This is a genomic window from Longimicrobiales bacterium (genome assembly GCA_035764935.1).
GTDB lineage: Bacteria > Gemmatimonadota > Gemmatimonadetes > Longimicrobiales > RSA9 > DASTYK01.
The window spans coordinates 1-17,216 of record DASTYK010000166.1 but is presented as its reverse complement, the minus strand read 5'-3'; the positions used below and the strand labels follow the sequence as shown (position 1 = coordinate 17,216).

Sequence of the window (17,216 nt, the reverse complement as noted above, 5' to 3'; positions counted from 1 at the left end):
GGCACTCGAGGGGACGCTGCAATGGCAGAACCGTTCGATGTTCGTCGACAACTACGTCGGCATGCCGTTCGATCTTTCCAGCGTCTTCTTCGTCGCGACCGCCTCGGACTTCTACCGCGTACCGCGTGACCTGCGCGAGCTGATGGTCGAGATCCGCATTGCGGGCTACACGCCGGAGGAGAAGACGGAGATCGCACGACGCAAGCTGCTGCCGCGACTCGTGAGCGAGCACGGTCTTACGGAGCAGGACGTCGTCTTTCCCGACGACGCGATCGACTACCTCTCCTACGGCTACGCACGCGACTCGGGGCTGGGCACCATGATCCGCTCGCTGCAGACCCTGCTGCGCACACGTGCACGCGCCAAGGCGCAGGGTGACCTGAAGCGGTGGAAGTTCGAGGCCGACCGCATCGAGGACATCCTCGGCCTGCCGCGCTACACGGCGACACCCGCGGAGAGCAAACCCGAGGTCGGCGTGGTCACGGGGCTCGCGTGGACCGCGGCGGGCGGCGAGCTGATGTTCATCGAGGCGCTGCGCATGCCGGGCACCGGCCGCCTGATCATCACCGGCCTGCTCGGCGACGTGATGCGCGAGTCGGTGAACGCCGCCTACTCCTACGTGCGCAGCCGGGGCGAGTCGCTGGGGATCGACGAGGAAACGTTCCGTGAATCGGACGTGCACGTGCACTTCCCGGTCGGCGCGATCCCGAAGGACGGGCCATCGGCGGGCATTGCCGTGACGCTCGCGGTTGCATCATCGCTTTCGAACCGCGCGGTTCGCCACGACATCGCGATGAGCGGCGAAGTCACGCTGCGCGGCAAGGTGCTGGAAATCGGCGGGGTGAAGGAGAAGGTGCTCGCCGCCCATCGTGCGGGGATCGAGGAGATCATCCTCCCGACCAACAACGAGCGCGACCTCCGCGATGTGCCGGAGGACGTGCGCGGCAGCATCCGCTTCCATTTCGTCGGGCGCATGGAAGAGGTGGTTGCGCTCGCGCTGTACGACGGCGGCAACGGCCGACGACCTGCCCTGCAGGTATCAGCACCGGGGAGCGAGGCGGACGAGGCGGCGAAGGAGCCCGTCCGGACGAAGAAGCAAAAGAAGACGACGACCCGACGCAAGTAACGCCGTGCATCCTGCCCTGCCACGCAACTGGCGTGACGCGCGCCGCGTAGGCATTCTGACCTGTCGCGCATGCCGCGCGGCTCTCGCAGGGGTGACATCGATTGGATCCTGAGCTGGTACGGGCGCTGGTCACCGTTGCGTTCGGCGCGATTGCGGGCGGCGTGACGAACTCCGTGGCCGTCTGGATGCTGTTCAACCCGCACGAACCACCGCGCCTGTTCGGCCGTGAGCTGCGCCTGTTGCAGGGTGCGATTCCCAAGAACAAGGCCAGGCTCGCCACGGCGATGGGGCGCACGGTGGGGGGCAAGCTGCTCACGCCGGAGGACCTTTCGCGCAGCCTGCAGGAGCCCGGGTTCCGCGCCGCGTTCGACGAACGGCTGACCGCGTTCATCGTGGCGGTGTTCCATGAGGATCGGGGCGCCCTGAAGGAGATTCTGCCGCCGGACGTGCTGGAAGAGCTGCGTGCACTCCTCCAGCAGGCGGGCGCGCACGGTCTGCTGCGGCTGGACGCATGGCTCGCGTCCGACGATTTCCATTCTGCAACGGTCCGCTGGGCGGACGCGCTCGGCCGGGAGGTGGCGGACCGCCCGATCGGGGATGTCCTCACGCCCGAGCGAGAGCACGCGCTCGCGGAGTCGGCGGAGCGATGGATCGCGGACGCGGTGGAGGCGCCCGGTTTCGAGGCCGCGATCGCGGACTACCTCGACCGCGGCACACAGCGGCTGCTGAAGCCCGGCCGCACATTCCAGGAGCTGCTGCCGCAGGGCCTCGTGTCCGCGGTCGAGCGCGCGATCAGCGGCTACCTGCCGATCGCCCTGGAGCGGCTCGGCGGCCTGATGGAGGAGCCTGCCGCTCGCAGCCGTGTCGAGAAGATCGTGCACGAGCTGCTCGACCGCTTCATGCGCGACCTGAAGTTCCACCAGCGTCTCGTGGCCGCGCTCATCATCACGCCCGAGACGATCGACAGGGTCATCAAGGCGATCGAGGAGGAGGGTGCGGCCAAGATCGCCGAGATGCTGCAGGACGACGACGTCCGCGATGCGATGGCGCGTGGCGTGAACGACGCGATCGTCGACTTCCTGCGCAAGCCCGTCACGGACGTGCTCGGCACGGCGGAGGACGCATCCGTGCGTGACGTGCGTGCTACCGTCGAGGGCTGGGTCATGCAGCTCGCGCGTGATCCGCAGACACGCGGCTTCCTCGTCGAAAAGCTGCGCGCGACGATCGCCAGTGCGGAGCGACGCACCTGGAGCGACGTGCTGCGTCACGTGCCCACCGAGCGCGTCGCGGACGTGGTGGCACGCGCTGCCCGGAGCGAGCGCGCTAGGGAGATCTACGCGGACGCCGTCGACCGGCTGATCGAAGCCGTGCTGTCGAAGAAGCTCGGCCGGCTCGGTGACAGGCTCGGCGCCGATGTCCCCGCCCGCGTCGAGCGCGCGCTCGCCGAGCCGCTCTGGGACTGGGTGCAGCGGCAGGTGCCCCCGGTCGCGCAGCGCATCGACATCGCGGCCAAGGTCGAGCAGAAGATCCTGGAATTTCCGACGCAGCAGGTGGAGGAGCTCATCAAGGGGGTCACCGAGCGGGAACTGCAGCTGATCGTCCGGCTCGGCTACGTACTGGGCGGCATGATCGGAATGGGGTCAGCCGTGCTCGCGACCATCTTCTCCTGAAGCACTGACCAGGCCGACCACACCGGCAGCTCCACACGCGACGAGTCCGAGCAGGATCACCCACGTCGCCACGGGAAACAGCGGTGGCGCGAGAATGCCGATGAAGGCAAGCGGCATCCCCACGGATACGCAGGCAACGCCGGCAAGCAGCACGGTTCCCGCTCGCATCAGCGGCGCCTCCGCCGCTCACGGTCACGCTCCGGCGGCCGCAGCCAGTCCAGCCGCTTGCGTTCGAGGCGCTGGGCGCGGCCGGGCTCGACGATGCGGTCCTCGCGCCCCTGCATGCCCGGATGGCCCAGGCCGACCCAGATGCCGGCACCGAGCGCGATCACCGCACCAATGATGAAGAACGTCATGATCGTCCTCTGCTTCCCTTGCCGCCGTGCGCGAGCAGCTGCGCGTGCAACGCCTGCGGCGCTGCGATGACACCTTCCACGTCCGTGTCACGCCGGTTGAAGGGGATCGGCGCACCCGACGCATCGGTGATGCGACCTCCTGCTTCCTCGACCAGCAGGACACCCGCACAGAGGTCCCACTCGCTGCGGCGGCCTCGCGTGATATACCCCGCGGCCCGGCCCGCGGCGACGAGCGCCAGCTTGTAGGCCGTGCTGCCCAGCGGGCGCAGCGTCCAGCCGCGCCCGATCTCCTGCAGCCATCGGGCCTTCACGTCGGAGCGGGACGCAACCAGCTCCGCACCGGGACGCGGCTCGGCCCGAAGCCGGTGCGGCTCACCGCCATTCTCCTCGCGCCAGTACGCGCCCCCGCCGCGCACTGCGTGGAACATCTCGCGTGTCGCGGGATTCACGATCACCCCTGCGCGGGGCACCCCATCCACAGCCAGGCCGACCGAGATGCTGAACTCCGGCCGACCCGCGATGAAGGACCGCGTGCCGTCGATCGGGTCGACGATCCAGACGGATCTCCGCCCGAGCCGGTCGGGCGAGTCTGCTGTCTCCTCGGAGAGCCAGCCGTACTCCGGCCTGGCGCTGCCCAGCCGCTCCCGCAGCAGCCGGTCGGCGGCCAGGTCGGCCTCGGTGAGCGGCTGGTTGGGTGACTTGTGGCGAACGTCCAGGTTGCGGCCGATGTAGCTGCGCACGACGTCCGCGGCCGCGCGCGCCGCGTCGAGCGCCAGCTCCAGGTCCTGTTCGTCGCGGACGCGTTGCGCGTCAACGTCCATGCTCAGCGATCCAGGTGCTGCACGCGCGCACGCGCAATGCGCAGCGGTACAGTGATGACAGTCAGCGCGAGCAGCAGTGCCGCACCGAGTCCTGCACCCAGTGCAGTGTACATGCCCGAGCTGATCGGCCGGCCGAGCGCACGCGCTCGCAGCACCGTGTACACCGGCCAGGCCTCGAGCATCACCGTGATGCCGAGGAACGCGACCGCGACCATCATGAACACCAGCCCGCCGAAACCGGTCGAGACCTCCGCCGCGTTGTCGGTGTCGAACTTCGGGAAGAGCGCACCGAAGCCCAGCGCGAGAGACGCGATCCCGAAGGTCACGAGCGTGATCGTCACGAGCGACAGCACCATCATGAACGCGTCGACGCGCAGGATCAGGTTCGTGCCGAAGGTCAGCGCGAGCGCCAGCACGAGCAGCGGCAGCACGCCGACCCAGTACTTGCTCCACAGCAGTGTTCGCATATCGAGTGGTGCGGAGCGCAGCAGCCAGAGGGTGCGCCCCTCCAGGCTGATCGCCGGAAAGATGAAGCGCGCGGCGATCGCGGCGAGCACGAAACCCGCCAGCCCCAGGTTCAGGAACGAGATGACATTGGTCAGGAAGAAGCCGACCTGCTCACCGGAGTACAGGGGCAGCACGCGGATGTTGTAGATGTAGACGACGACCAGCACGACGAGCAGGATGAGCTGTGACCACTGCGTCGTGTCACGGAAGAACGCCCTGACGTCCTTGGCGACGAGGCTGCGCGCAGTCACGGGCAGCGCACCGAGCGTCCGCTCCAGCACGGCTCGCCGGCGGCCGTGCGGACCCGCCTTCTGCGAGGCCCCCTCCTGCGCCCGGCTCAGGCCCTCCGGGTACAGCCGGACGTGCAGGACCGCGCCGAGCACGACGAAGGCCGCTGCCGTCATCACCAGCAGCACGAGCGGGAAGATGTCGACGCCGCGCGGCAGCACGCCCAGCGGTGCGAGGATCGCCTGCGCCGCCCAGTCACTCGGGAGCCACACCGACTGCGGCGTCTGCAGCACCTGGATGAAGTCGACCAGGTCGCGGAAGCCCTCGGGGCTCGCGAGCTGCTCGGGCCGCAGCAGCCGCACCAGCGCGACCAGCGCGCCCGCGCCCAGCAGTGCGACGAGCGCCAGCAGATCGCGTGCGCGGCGCGCGGGAAAGACGTTGACGAGCACCAGCGTGAGCGCCGCCCCGACGACGGCCGGCAGCACGAGAAACGCAACGAGAGCCACCGCTGCGTTCACGGCGTAGAGCAGGCCGCCGTCGTAGATCACGCCGTACGCGGTGATCACGGGCGCGAGCACGATCACCATCATCCACGACGCCTGGATCAGCGTCTCGACGAGCCGCGCACCGTACACGCGCACTGCATCGACCGGCGCGGACGCGATCAGCTCGAGGTCGCGCGCCAGGAAGAACGAGCTGAGCGCAGTGATGATGCTGGAAAGCAGCAGAATCGAGAGGAACGCGAGCAGCAGCAGCGAGAGGAGCTTGAGGGCCAGGACGTCGCCCACGCCGCTCCCCTGGAAGTAGCGCAGCATCCGGTACATCAGGGCGAACAGCACGAGCCAGAAGATGCCGGCGACCAGCGCCAGCAGCACGGTGCGCGCGACGCTCGCTCCCTGCCCCAGCCGGCGCCGCTGGGTCATCCACTTCGGCGCGAGCAGCCGCAGCACGCCGGCCTCGCGGAACCGTCGTTCCGCTGCGTGAACCGCCGTGCTCATCGGAACACCTCCCGAGGCAGCCCCTCCCCCATGAGACGCAGCGTTCCCGCGCGAGCGCTCATGCGCGTTCGTGCTCCTCGCGCAGCGCCGCCAGCACCGCGGTCACGTCCTCGTCGCCGGTCAGCCGCAGGAAGATCTCCTCGAGGCCCGCGGCGCCCGCCTCCGCTTCGCGCCGCAGCTCCGCCATGGTGCCGAGCGCGCGGATCTCGCCCTGGTGAAGAATCGCGATGCGGTCGCAGAGTGCCTCCGCGACCTCGAGCGTGTGCGTCGAGAGGAACACGGTCCCGCCCTGTGCGGCGAAGTTGCGGAGCAGGTCCTTGATCTGGCGCGCCCCTTTGGGGTCCAGCCCGACCATCGGCTCGTCGACGATGATCACCCGGGGCGAATGCACGAGCGCGGAGCTGATCAGCAGCTTCTGGCGCATGCCGTGGCTGTAGCTCTCGATCAGCGTGTCCTGCCATGCCTCCAGGTCGAACAGCCGCAGCAGGTCGCGCGCGCGCCGCTCGGCCTCGTCGCCGTCGCGCCCCCACAGCCCGCTGACAAAGCGCAGGAACTCCGCGCCCGTCAGCTTTTCGTAGATGCTGGGGCGATCCGGGATGTAGCCGATCAGCTGCTTGGCGCGAACCGGCTCGCGCAGCATGTCGATGCCGCCGATCTCGATCGTGCCCGCGCTCGGCCGCAGCACACCGGCAAGCATGCGGATCGTCGTCGTCTTGCCGGCGCCGTTCGGTCCGAGGAAGCCGAACAGCTCACCCGACTCCACGTGCAGGTCGAGCGGCTGTACCGCCGTGAAATTGCCGTAGCGCTTGGTTACGCCCTGCAGCCGGATCATACCACCTCGAGCTGGAGCCTGCCGATGAGCCGGACGAGCTCGACCTGCCGGGCGAGCCCGCCGATCAGGAAGCGCAGGTGACTCGCGTCCGCCGGCACCTGCCCCAGCGTCGGATCCACTGCGTACCACTCCTCGCCCAGCCAGACCTCCGGCCACGCGTGGTAATAGAAGCGGCCATCCACGTGAACGACGCCGACGGCCGTGCGCGCGGGCAGCCCGATCGCGCGCGCCATGGCGACGTACAGCACCGTGTGCTCGTTGCAGTCGCCCTGCCGCGCATCGAGCACCTGCCGCGCGCTCGGCACGCTCAGCGTGATCTGCTTGTCGAGCGCGCGGTACACCCACTCGTTGAGCAGCCGCGCGGCTTCCGCGGGATCGCTCGTGCCGCGCGTCGCTTCGCGTGCCGCGCGCACGATCGCGGGGTCGTCCTTCTGGATCAGCGGCGACGCCGCCAGCTCCGCGGCCGGCTCGCCACCACCGGTCCAGGGCAGCGCGTACGTAGCGTGCATCGAGCTCTCGCGCGTGATGATCAGCGTGTCCCCGCGCAATTCCTGCCGGCCGCCGGGCAGGTCGAAGCCATCCAGCTCGACGTTGCGCAGCCGCACGGCCAGCCTGGGCGTGAACTCGACGTCGGCCAGATCTGCGTTGCTGGCGATTGCCGTGCTCTCGATCACACTGCCGTAGCCGGCAGTGCGGCCGGGCCGCGCACGCGCCTCGTCGAACTCCGCGCGCGCCAGCTCGTAGACCGTGCGCTCGATCTCGAAGCCGAGCGGGCTCGTCGCCCGCACCACCTGCCCATCCTCGTCGACCCACGTCTCGACCGTCGCACCGGCGATCTCCTGGTCCAGCCGCCAGGCGGGAACGGTGTCGTAGACGTTCGGCGCGAACGTGCGTGTGTCCGGCTCGTAGAGGACGCTGTCCACCACGATGAACGTGTCCGCCGCGGCAACGCGCATGGAGACACGACGCTGCTCCATCGCCGACGGGTCGAACACGCTGACCGTGAACTCGCGCCCGACTTCCAGTGCACCGGCGGCGGCCAGCCGCAGTGGCACGGCTGCATCGAGCAGGACGTCACGCGTGACCTGCAGCCGGCTCCGCTGCTGATCGCCACCGGCGTCGATCCGGACGTCCAGCGCGGAATCGGCGCCCAGCGTACCCTCCGCGCGAAACGCGCCGATCCCCGAGCTGAGCGCGAACTCGAAGCTGCGCAGTGTGAGCGCCTGGTCCAGGTCCACGCGCGAGCGGGTGGTCGCGCGCTGCACCTCACCCAGCGCGGGGATCTCCAGCAGCGTGTTGTCCTCGAAGCGGTAACCGTCCGGGAGCGTGTCGAACCGCGCGCTCGAGTAGCCGATCGCGGTGCCGTCCATGCGCACGACGTAGAAGTGCGTCCCGGGCGCCAGGCCGCGCGCGCCCATGGCCAGCTCCAGCTCAGGCGGCCGGAAGTACTCGCGTCGCACGTGCCACCCCAGCGTCAGCAGCCACCCGGCGAGGATGGCGCCGGCGACCAGGTGCCGTCTTGTGGGGAAACGTCGCATCAGGAAGGCTACTGCGTGTCGGCGGCGGAGGACGCGTTGCCGTGCATCGCGAGCGCGCGCTCGAACGCGTCGCGCTCGTAATCGGAATCCACGCGGATCTCGACGTCGGATGGATGCGCCGCCTCGCGCATGTGCTCCAGCAGTGTCGTAATCATCGTCTGTGCGGATTCCTCTGCGTCGAGGTTGCCCGCGCCCGTTCCGAGCGGCGGCATCGCCACGCTTTCGATCGCCCACTCCGCGATGCGACGCAGCCCGTTCTGCAGCGCGCGCCGCACGCCGTGCCCCGAGACCGGCTCATCCATCGACCGGACTATCGCATGCACCAGGAACTGCGCGCGCAGGTTGCCGGCGCCCGTGATCACGGCAGAACCCACGGGCAGCTCGCCCAGGCGATGTGCCTGCTCCGCGGGTTCGGGGCCCGCCGCCAGCTCGAAGCGGCGCATGGCGGCGGTGACCGCATCCCATTCCGCCGTCACCGGCCACAGGACGGCCGCCGTTGCGGCATCCTCCAGCGGCCCGTGCACCACGCGGATCACGCCGCCGCGACCTCGCGCGCCTTGCGGTACATGGCCGCGGCCTCCTGCGGCCGGCCCTTCTTGTCGAAGAGGATGCCCATCACGTACCAGGCCCTGCCCAGGTTCGGCAGCATCTGCGTCGCGCGCTCGAGCATCTCCAGCGCCTCGTCCACCCGGCCGAGCTGGTTCAGCGCCTCGCCGCGATAGAAGTACGAGTAGCCGTTGTCGGGCTCGAGATCGATCGCTCGCTTCAATGCCTCTGCAGCCTCGTCGTACTGGCCGCGACGGAACGCGATCGTACCCGTCGTCGCGAACACCTGCGCGTTCGACGGGTGCGAGCGCGCAGCGCGCCGCAGCTCACGCTCGGCCGCCTCGAACTTGCCGAGGGCCGCGAGCGACGAGGCCGCACCCAGCGTCGCCTCGAGCAGGTCCAGCTCCTCGCGTGCCGCCTCGTACTGCTCGAGCGCGAGCTGCCATTCGTTCTTCGACTCGTAAAGCCGTGCGAGCTCGACGCGCGCATGCGCCGTATCGGAGGCGTTCAGGATGTAACCGCGATACGCCTCGATCGCACCGGCGACGTCGCCCGCATCCGCACGCTCGCGTGCCTCCGCCAGCGCACCCGGCACCTGATCGACGTCAGCTGCTTCGCTCCCACTCGCCGCTGCACCTGCTGCCCCCTCGGGCGCGCCTTCCGCGCCCGCCGCTGCGTGCACGGACGCGTCCGTCACCTGCGTCACCTGCTCCTCCGGTTCCGACGACATCGCCGAGCCACCCTCCGCTCCTGCGCGTGACGGTGGCTCACCCGACTCCATACCCTTCATAGACTTCCTGTCTCCTCAACGTGTCGTGCTGCGCGTCAGCCATTCCAGGTACGGCACATGGCCTTCGGTAATCGGCAGCACCACCACCTCGGGCACATCATACGGATGCAGTGTGACGACGCGCTCACGCAGCGCCTCCACCCGTTCCTGCTCCGTCTTCAGCACGATCAGAACCTCGTCGTCGCGCTGGACCTGTTCGTCCCACCGGTAGATCGAAACGATGCCGGGGACGATGTTGGCGCACGCGGCCAGCCGCTCGTCCACGAGCCGCTCCGCCAGGGTTTCCGCCGTGTTCATGTCGGGCGCCGTCACGAGCACGACCCGGGCGCTCGTCATGCGTGCGCCGCGTGCTCGCCGCGATCGGGCGGCGCAGGCTCGGCGTACATCGCCTCGATGCGTTCGGCGAAGTTCTTCTCGACCACGCGCCGCTTGATCTTGAACGACGGTGTCACCTCGCCCCGCTCGATCGTCAGCTCGCGCTCGATCGGCAGCACCTTCTTCGGCGTCTCGTAGCGCGCAAACTCGCCGAGACGCTTCGCGACGTCCTCCTCCAGCTTCCTGCGCACATCGGGCAGCCGGACCAGCTCGTCACGCGAGCCGAAGCTCAGTCCCTTGTGGCGCGCCCATCCCTCGAGCAGGTCGAAGTTGGGCACGACGAGCAGAATCGGATAGGGCCGGCGATCGCCGATCATCAGCGCCTCGGCCACGAAACCGCTCGTCTTGGCCGCATTCTCGATCGGCTGCGGCGCGACGTTCTTGCCACCCGCTGTTACCAGCAGCTCCTTCTTTCGGTCCGTGATGCGCAGCAGCCCATCGGGATCGAGCGTGCCGATGTCGCCGGTGTGGAACCAGCCCTCGTCATCGATCGCCTCCCGTGTCGCGTCGAGGTTGTTCCAGTAGCCTTTCATCACCTGGCGCCCGCGCACCAGGATCTCGCCGTCATCCGCGATGCGGATCTCGGTCGCCGGTACCGGCGGCCCGACCGTGCCGATACGGATGCTGTCGGGCCGGTTCACGTTGGTGACCGGCGAAGTTTCCGTGAGTCCGTAGCCCTCGAGGATCGTTACGCCCGCGCCGAAGAAGAAGTACGCGACCTGCGGCGAGAGCGGCGCGGAGCCCGAGATGAAGAAGCGGATACGGCCGCCCAGCGCCGCGCGCACCTTGCGGAACACGAGCCGGTCCGCCACCGCGTACTGCAGTCTCGTCGCGGGTCCGATGCTGCGCCCCGCGAGCCGCGCCTGTCCCACCTCGAGCGCAATGCCCCGCGCCCAGAGCACGAGCCTGCGCTTCACACCCTCCGCGCTCAGGATGCGCGCGTACAGCTTCTCGTAGACCCGCGGCGCCGCGGCTGCCACGGTCGGCCGCACATCGACCAGTGCGCGCGAGACATCGTCGAAATTGCCGACATGCGCGATCGTCGCACCGACCCAGAACATGCCGTAGTCGACCATGCGCTGGAACGAGTGCGAGAGCGGCAGAAAGCTGAGGTCCACGTCGTCGGTGCCGATCATGAGGAACGACGTGAAGCAGCCGTAGACGTTGGACCAGATGTTGTCGTGCGTGAGCATCACGCCCTTGGGCGTGCCCGTCGTGCCCGACGTGTAGATCAGCGTCGCGACGTCCTCCGGCCGCGCACGCAGCGCCTCTTCGCGGAACGCCCCCTCGTCAGGCCTGCTGGCGCGCACCTCGTCGAGCAGCGCACGCCAGCCGATCGCATCACCCTCGACCGCATCGTCCTCCATCACGACGATGTGCTCGACCTGGCCGTACTGCTGCTGCAGCTCGCGCATCTTGGCGAGCTGCTCGGCATTCGACACGAATACGACGGTGGCACCGCAGTCGCGCAGGATCACGGCGAGCTGATTCGCCGGCAGCGTCGCATACAGCGGGACGGTGAGCGCGCCCGCACACAGGATCGCGAAATCGGCGAGCAGCCACTCGGCCCGGTTCTCCGAGAGCAGGGCCACCCGATCCCCGCGCTGCACGCCGAGCCGGGACTGCAGCGCATGCGTGAGCGTCCGCACCTGGTCGAGCACCTCGCGGTGGGGGACCGGCTGCCAGCGACCGAGCTCCCGGCGCAGCAGCGCACCCGGCTCGTCGCGGTCGACCGCCTCGAAGAACAGCTGCGTCAGGGTCCCGCGAGGCAGGTCGGCGGGCAGCGCCGCGTAGCGCAGCGGGTCCGTCGCCGCGGTCACCACCTCGTCCGTCGTGCTCACACGAACTCCAGCGTGCTGCTGAACTCGATGTCCTGCGCCAGCGAGTGCCGGATGCTGCAGTACTTCTCTTCGGAAAGTGCCAGCGCCCGCCGCACCTTGTCGCGATCCGCCTCATCGACTCCGCTCACGCGATACGTCGCGCGGATCGCCGTGTAGCGGCGCGGCGGCTCGGGCGCGCGGTCACCCTCGATGGCGATCTCGAGACCGGCCACGGAAACGCGCATCTTGGTTGCGATGTCGACGATGTCGATGGACGTGCAGCCGGCGAGTGCGATCAGCAGGAGCTGCGGCGGGGACGCCCCCTCGATGCGCTTGCTGTCGAGGGCGATCTGCAGCCCTTCCGGCGTCGTCGCATCCAGGACGAGGCCGCTGCCGCGCCAGCGCAGCGAGACGGCGACGTCGCTCATCGTGGCTCCCCGCCCGGCGACAGCTCCTGCGGCGGTTCCGGCTCGGCCGTGGCCTCGCCACGCAGCTCGGCGAGCGTCTTGCGCGCGTGCTCCACGTGCCGCTGCGCCTCGGGCCCCTCGGGCGGCGCAGCCAGGAACTGCTCGAGGTGAGTGACGGCCTCGTCACGCATGCCGTCGTGCAGCAGCAGGAAGGCAAGACCGTAGCGGGCGCCAGCCGAGCTCGGCTTCTGCTCGAGCACCTGCCGGTAGGTCTTCGCCGCCTGGTCCGTCATGCCGATGCGCGTGTACGCCATCGCCACCTGCTGCAGGATCGACGGATCCTGCGGCGACTCGCGCAGTGCGAGACGGAACGACGTCAGGGCATCGTGATACTTGCCGACGCTCATGAGCTCGAGGCCCTCGGCATAGTAGTCGACTTCCTGCACGTCGTTGCTGAAGAGCTTCTTCCAGAATCCCATGCGTTGCTTGATCTTCCGGTGGGATCAGGGGCGGCCAAATGACCGTACCCGCGTAAGATAGACGGGGCCCTCCGGGCGAGCAATGCGCGTTATCCGCGCACCGCGACGACCGTGCTGCCCTGCTGCGCGAGGATCCTGAGACCCGCCGATTCCACCCTCCGCGCAGCATCTTCCGGTGCCGTCTCGAGCACGAGCCGCGCCAGCGGCGCGAGTGCGCGTGCTGCCTGCTCGAGCAGCTCGTTCGCTGCGCGGCCCGAGAGCACCGCACCGCGCAGCGCACGAGCGGGAAACGGCAGTGTCCGCCCGAGGCCGATTCGACTCACACCGGGTCGCTCCGCCCAGTCGCGCGCCGCGTCGCTCGCGGCGACGACCTCCAGGTTCGGCACCATGCCGGCCAGCGCCTCCGCATGCACCGCCGCATCCCCGACGAGCAGCACGAACCCCGGCCCCTCCGTCACACCGAGCAGCGCAGCCAGTCGCATCACCGCTTCGTCGTCCGGCTGGCGCGGCTCTGTCCCCCAGCCGCTGCCGAAGACGCCGAAGCCGTCCTCTACTGCATACTGCTCCCGGCAGTTCGCGCAGCCGAGCCGGCCGCTCAGCACGCGGCGCTCATCGATGCGATCGGCGAGCAGGATCAGCCCGAACTCCGGGCCGCAGCGCGGGCACGTCAGAATATCGGTCAGCAGGATGTACATGTCGTTGTTGGCTACGCAGGGCTGTCGCTGTATGTTCCTGCGTCGAATTGGACTCGCCCGACCGTCGTGCCGCAAGTGCGGAGCCAGCCACGGACGCGCACCGGCCGCGGTCCCAGACCGGAAACCATGCGCTTACTCATCGTCGACGACGATGCGCTCATCTGCGAATTCGTTCGTCGCGGGCTGCAGGAAGAGGGTCACGTCGTCGACGTCGCACACGACGGGCAGCACGGCCGCATGCTCGCGCTCGTCGAGCCGTACGATGCCGTCATCCTCGACGTCGTGCTTCCCGACACGATGGGCTACGACATTGCGCGCGAGATCCGCGCGAAGCGCGGCGACGTCCCCATCCTCATGCTGACGTCCAAGAACCGCACGGAAGACATCGTGAGCGGGCTCGATGCCGGCGCGGACGACTACCTCGTGAAGCCGTTCGTGCTCGACGAGCTGAAGGCACGCGTGCGCGCGCTCGTCCGCCGCGGTGGCGCGGTGCGCGACGACACGCTCGCCTACTCCGGCGTCACACTCGACCGCAAGACCCGCCGCGCATTCGTCGACGGCACGCGCATCCGGCTCACCCCCAAGGAGTTCACGCTGCTCGAGCGGTTTCTGCTCGCGCCGGGCGGCACCCTGAGTCGAACGGAGCTGCTCGAGAAGGTCTGGGACATCACCTTCGACCCCGGCTCCAATGTCGTGGACGTGCACGTCGCACGGCTGCGCCGCAAGCTGCGCACGGCCAACGCAGCCGCGGCCATCGTCACGGTCCGCGGCGTCGGCTTCGCCCTGACGGACGACCCCGACGCGTTCGAAGACTGACGCCGGGCTGCACCCCTGCGGATCCAGCCGCTGGACGCAGCCTCGAAGTTCCTCTCCCCTCGCAGTGTTGCGTGCCATTCCCCGGCACGATGAACGATCCGTAATCAGGCCGTAACCGGGACGTCATACCCGCGCGCGTAACCTGGCCATGCACTCAGCATGGAGCAGTCGATGGTGACTCGCCACGTCGTTCGCGTGATTCTGCTGCTGGCCGGCGGCACAATGCCCGCCAGCGCCCAGTTCTCTGCGCTGCCCGGTGTCGTCCACCTCGGCGCCGAGGGCGATGCGGACGTCGCCGTCGTGCAGGTCCGCAACGAGGGCGATCGCCCACTCCAGCTCCGCGTGTACCTGAGCGATTACGACCAGGCCGAGGACGGCAGCTACGTCTTTCACGAGCCCGGTACCGCCTCGGGCTCGTGCCTCGGCCGCATCTCCTTCTTCCCGGACAACACCCTGCTCGAACCCGGCCAGCGCCAGGAGATCCGGGTCCGCGTCGAGGCAGGTGCCGGCGCCTGCTGGTCGCTGCTCTTCATCGAGTCGGCGCCGGAGGGCGCCGGCCAGGTGCGCGTGGCCAACCGCATCGGCGTGCGCGTGCTCAACGCGCCCGGCTCCCTCACCCGCGAAGGTGGGCTGGCAGAGGTCACTGCCACCCAGGCCGACTCGCTCCACGTCTCGATGCTGTTCCGCAACACCGGCACTGCCCCCGTAGAGGTGCACGGCACCCTCGAGATCCGTGACGTGGCCGGCTCCACTGTTGCCACCGCCCACGTCGGCCCGCTGGGCGTGCTGCCCGGCCATGCCCGGCGGTTCGGCAGCGTGCTCCCCCCTCTCCCGCCCGGCGACTACCTCGCCGTGCCAGTTCTCGAGTTCGGCGCCGACTGGCTCGCCGGCGGCCAGGCCCTGTTCACCGTGCACTGACCCATGAGCGCCCCCACCGCTTCGCGCCGCCGCCTGCTCCTGGCCGCCCTGTTGTTCGGGGCGGCCTGGCCGGCGTTTGCGGAGGCGCAGCAGTGCCGGGGCGGGGGCAACTGGCGGCGCATCGACAGCATCAGTCCCGCCAGCCTCACGTTCTCCAGCCCGACCATCGTCGATTACGACAGCCAGGGCATCGTGTACGGCTCGGTCGTGACCATCACGGTCACGAGCCAGCGCCAGGGCAGCACCCCGCTGCCGTGGACCCTGTGCGTGGGTGCCGAGACCCCGACGCTGGGCACGTCGCAGGGCGCGACCAAGCCGCTCTCGGACCTCCAGATCGACCCGGGCGGGGGAAACTGGCGGCCGGTCACCACCGGGGATCAGCAGATCAGCGCAGGCGACGGCAACACGGTCGTGCAGCTCCGGATGCGGGTTCGGCTCTCGTGGGACGATGATCCTCCCGGCTCCTTCGGCACGCTGCTGCGCTTCACCGTGGGCAGCTAGATGCGCGCGGCGGCCGGCCTGCTCGCCCTGCTGACGGTCTGCGCCGTCCATGCTCCTGCCGGTGCCCAGGAGCGGGGCGGCGCTCGCGTGTCGGCGTCGCCCGCGGATGTCATTGCCGCGCCTGATGCGGTGCCCGGTGCCGTCGTTTCGACGGTGCTGCGCGTGCAGCGTCCCGCGGCGGCCCGTTCGGCGGTGTTCGAAGTGCACGCGACGGAGCGGGTGCTCCTTTACGGCGCGCCGAGCGGCGACGTCGTGGTGCGCGAGGACGTGGGGTTGATTCCGCTGACGTTCAGTGTGCCGAGAGAAACTGCGGCGGGCGTGATGCGGGTGGCGCGGGTCGAGGCGGAGTGGGCGGACGGCACGACGTGGAGTGCGGAAATCGAGACGCGGGTCGTCGTCCGACGCGGGGTCCAGCTCGAGCTGGACACGGCGAGCGTGTTCGTCGCACGTGGCACCGGGTCGCAGGTTCGCTTTGTCGTGCGGAACACCGGCAATGCAGTGGACACGCTCCGGCTGCTCGTTCTGAAGCCGGAATCGTGGGCGATCGAAGCGCCCGGTCCGATCGTCGTTCCGGCGGGTGCTTCGCTGATGGACAGCCTGCAGCTACGAGTTCCGGCCTCGGCCGTGTACGGCGAGACGCAGATCGTGCGCATCACCGCGACCGGCAGTGGCAGTCAGTCGAGCGGCAACCTGGCGGTCACGGTCGCAGAGCGCGACGTCGCGGAAGGCGGCATGTTGCGACTGCCCGCCACGCTCACGCTCGGCGCGGTGGACGCGGGCATGCTCGAGCGGACGCCGGTCTCGCTCGCGCTCGAGATGCAGGGGTCGCTGGGGAGCGGAACCGAGGCGAGCCTGCTGGTGCGGCGGAGCCCCCACGCCGCGACGTCGCCTGCCTTCTACCGCTACCTGAGCGGTCCGGCCCTGCGTGCGGAGGTGCGGCACGGGCAGAACCATGTTGCGGCGGGTGACGTGCTCTTCATCGGGTCCGCCCTGCACGGGGGCAGCGCGCTGGGCACGGGCGTGAGCGGCGGCGCCGCGCTCGGCAGTGTGCAGGCGAGCGTCTTCGCCGCCCGCCCTCATCAGTTCGATGCGCCGGCGCGCCCCGGCCACCTGCTCGGTGCAACGGCGGGCGTGACCACCGGTGTCGGGGCCATCGGCGTCTCGGTTTCCGACATGGCGCGCCCCGCAGGCATGGCGGAGCAGACGGAGCAGAGCCGGGTGGCTGCCCTCACCTTTCGCGGCAACCTTGCCCGCGGCCTGACCACGCGCGCGGAGGCGGGAATCATGACGCTGCGCGACGCCAGTGGCCGCGCGCGCGAGGGTGTTGCCCTGGAGCTGGAGTCCGCCTGGCGCGGCGATCGACTCGACCTGCAGGCGCATCTCCGGCGAGTGCCGGGCTCACTGGCGACCAGCGGCTCCGCGACGGACGAGACCTACCTGGGTGGCGTGTTCAGGATGAGCGAGCGCCTGACCCTGAACGGCTGGCTGGTGCGCGGCGAGGCGGAGCTGCTGAGCGGCACCGGGGCCAGGCACCAGGGCAGCGCACTCAGCCTCCGCTGGCAGGGTCGCGGCGCAAGCGCGCAGGTGAGCGGGTACCTGAGGCACACGAGCGGCGGCGGCATTCTCACCGGCGAGACCGAGCAGCGCTCGATCGCGGTCGGCGGTTCCGTGCCGCTCGGGCCGCTGCTTGCCGAAGGCACGTTGGAGCTCGGGCAGGCAAGCGGCGGTGACAGCGATCGCCCTCTGCGCCAGATCACTTCGCGGCTGACGTACCAGGCCGGAACCGCCTGGGC

At 69.6% G+C, this 17,216-nt stretch carries 19 protein-coding genes; 6 read left to right on the top strand and 13 right to left on the bottom strand.

Features of this window, described 5'->3' with window-relative positions:
- Both VFU06_14960 and VFU06_14955 read left to right on the top strand, forming a co-directional pair.
- The coding region (locus VFU06_14960) for a S16 family serine protease (protein ID HEU5210692.1) at positions 1 to 1,126 on the top strand (1,126 nt) is incomplete at its 5' end.
- A 101-nt stretch (positions 1,127 to 1,227) separates the two neighbouring features.
- Positions 1,228 to 2,796, top strand: a complete 1,569-nt coding sequence (locus VFU06_14955; protein ID HEU5210691.1) for a DUF445 family protein — start codon at positions 1,228 to 1,230, stop codon at positions 2,794 to 2,796.
- Here VFU06_14955 and VFU06_14950 read toward each other — a convergent pair.
- From VFU06_14950 to VFU06_14890, 13 genes are all read right to left on the bottom strand, one after another.
- Positions 2,767 to 2,964 carry a hypothetical protein gene (locus tag VFU06_14950; GenBank protein ID HEU5210690.1) on the bottom strand — a complete coding sequence of 66 codons (198 nt, stop codon included), beginning with the start codon at positions 2,962 to 2,964 and terminating at the stop codon, positions 2,767 to 2,769. The two genes, VFU06_14955 and VFU06_14950, sit on opposite strands and share 30 nt — an antisense overlap.
- The gene (locus VFU06_14945; protein HEU5210689.1) at positions 2,964 to 3,152 is read right to left on the bottom strand and encodes a hypothetical protein; all 189 of its coding nucleotides are present in this window, start codon (positions 3,150 to 3,152) and stop codon (positions 2,964 to 2,966) included. Before VFU06_14945 ends, VFU06_14950 begins: the two co-directional genes overlap by 1 nt.
- Entirely contained in the window at positions 3,149 to 3,973 is an 825-nt protein-coding gene (locus VFU06_14940) for a 3'(2'),5'-bisphosphate nucleotidase CysQ (protein HEU5210688.1), read from the bottom strand. The genes VFU06_14945 and VFU06_14940 overlap by 4 nt, the downstream gene beginning before the upstream one ends.
- Positions 3,974 to 3,975: 2 nt before the next feature.
- Positions 3,976 to 5,706: a hypothetical protein gene (locus VFU06_14935; GenBank protein ID HEU5210687.1), complete on the bottom strand. Its 1,731-nt coding sequence runs from the start codon at positions 5,704 to 5,706 to the stop codon at positions 3,976 to 3,978.
- A 58-nt stretch (positions 5,707 to 5,764) separates the two neighbouring features.
- The gene (locus VFU06_14930; protein HEU5210686.1) at positions 5,765 to 6,538 is read right to left on the bottom strand and encodes an ABC transporter ATP-binding protein; all 774 of its coding nucleotides are present in this window, start codon (positions 6,536 to 6,538) and stop codon (positions 5,765 to 5,767) included.
- Positions 6,535 to 8,076 (bottom strand): transglutaminase-like domain-containing protein, encoded by a 1,542-nt coding sequence (locus VFU06_14925; GenBank protein HEU5210685.1) that lies wholly within the window; start codon positions 8,074 to 8,076, stop codon positions 6,535 to 6,537. Before VFU06_14925 ends, VFU06_14930 begins: the two co-directional genes overlap by 4 nt.
- Before the next feature lie 8 nt (positions 8,077 to 8,084).
- Positions 8,085 to 8,612: a macro domain-containing protein gene (locus VFU06_14920; GenBank protein ID HEU5210684.1), complete on the bottom strand. Its 528-nt coding sequence runs from the start codon at positions 8,610 to 8,612 to the stop codon at positions 8,085 to 8,087.
- On the bottom strand, positions 8,609 to 9,352 hold the full coding sequence (locus VFU06_14915; GenBank protein HEU5210683.1) for a tetratricopeptide repeat protein: 744 nt from the start codon (positions 9,350 to 9,352) through the stop codon (positions 8,609 to 8,611). Before VFU06_14915 ends, VFU06_14920 begins: the two co-directional genes overlap by 4 nt.
- 75 nt (positions 9,353 to 9,427) lie before the next feature.
- Complete coding sequence (gene cutA / locus VFU06_14910) at positions 9,428 to 9,748, bottom strand: divalent-cation tolerance protein CutA (protein ID HEU5210682.1); 321 nt, start codon at positions 9,746 to 9,748, stop codon at positions 9,428 to 9,430.
- Positions 9,745 to 11,628, bottom strand: a complete 1,884-nt coding sequence (locus tag VFU06_14905; GenBank protein HEU5210681.1) for a long-chain fatty acid--CoA ligase — start codon at positions 11,626 to 11,628, stop codon at positions 9,745 to 9,747. The genes cutA and VFU06_14905 overlap by 4 nt, the downstream gene beginning before the upstream one ends.
- Positions 11,625 to 12,035, bottom strand: coding sequence for an OsmC family protein (locus VFU06_14900; GenBank protein HEU5210680.1), 411 nt, complete (start codon positions 12,033 to 12,035; stop codon positions 11,625 to 11,627). Before VFU06_14900 ends, VFU06_14905 begins: the two co-directional genes overlap by 4 nt.
- On the bottom strand, positions 12,032 to 12,493 hold the full coding sequence (locus VFU06_14895; protein HEU5210679.1) for a tetratricopeptide repeat protein: 462 nt from the start codon (positions 12,491 to 12,493) through the stop codon (positions 12,032 to 12,034). Before VFU06_14895 ends, VFU06_14900 begins: the two co-directional genes overlap by 4 nt.
- A gap of 89 nt (positions 12,494 to 12,582) precedes the next feature.
- Entirely contained in the window at positions 12,583 to 13,188 is a 606-nt protein-coding gene (locus VFU06_14890; protein ID HEU5210678.1) for a hypothetical protein, read from the bottom strand.
- A gap of 126 nt (positions 13,189 to 13,314) precedes the next feature.
- Between VFU06_14890 and VFU06_14885 the strand changes: the two genes are divergently transcribed.
- From VFU06_14885 to VFU06_14870, 4 genes are all read left to right on the top strand, one after another.
- Entirely contained in the window at positions 13,315 to 14,004 is a 690-nt protein-coding gene (locus VFU06_14885; protein ID HEU5210677.1) for a response regulator transcription factor, read from the top strand.
- Between the two features lie 171 nt (positions 14,005 to 14,175).
- Positions 14,176 to 14,922, top strand: a complete 747-nt coding sequence (locus VFU06_14880) for a hypothetical protein (protein ID HEU5210676.1) — start codon at positions 14,176 to 14,178, stop codon at positions 14,920 to 14,922.
- A gap of 3 nt (positions 14,923 to 14,925) precedes the next feature.
- Positions 14,926 to 15,423 carry a hypothetical protein gene (locus tag VFU06_14875; protein HEU5210675.1) on the top strand — a complete coding sequence of 166 codons (498 nt, stop codon included), beginning with the start codon at positions 14,926 to 14,928 and terminating at the stop codon, positions 15,421 to 15,423.
- The coding region (locus tag VFU06_14870) for a hypothetical protein (GenBank protein ID HEU5210674.1) at positions 15,424 to 17,216 on the top strand (1,793 nt) is incomplete at its 3' end.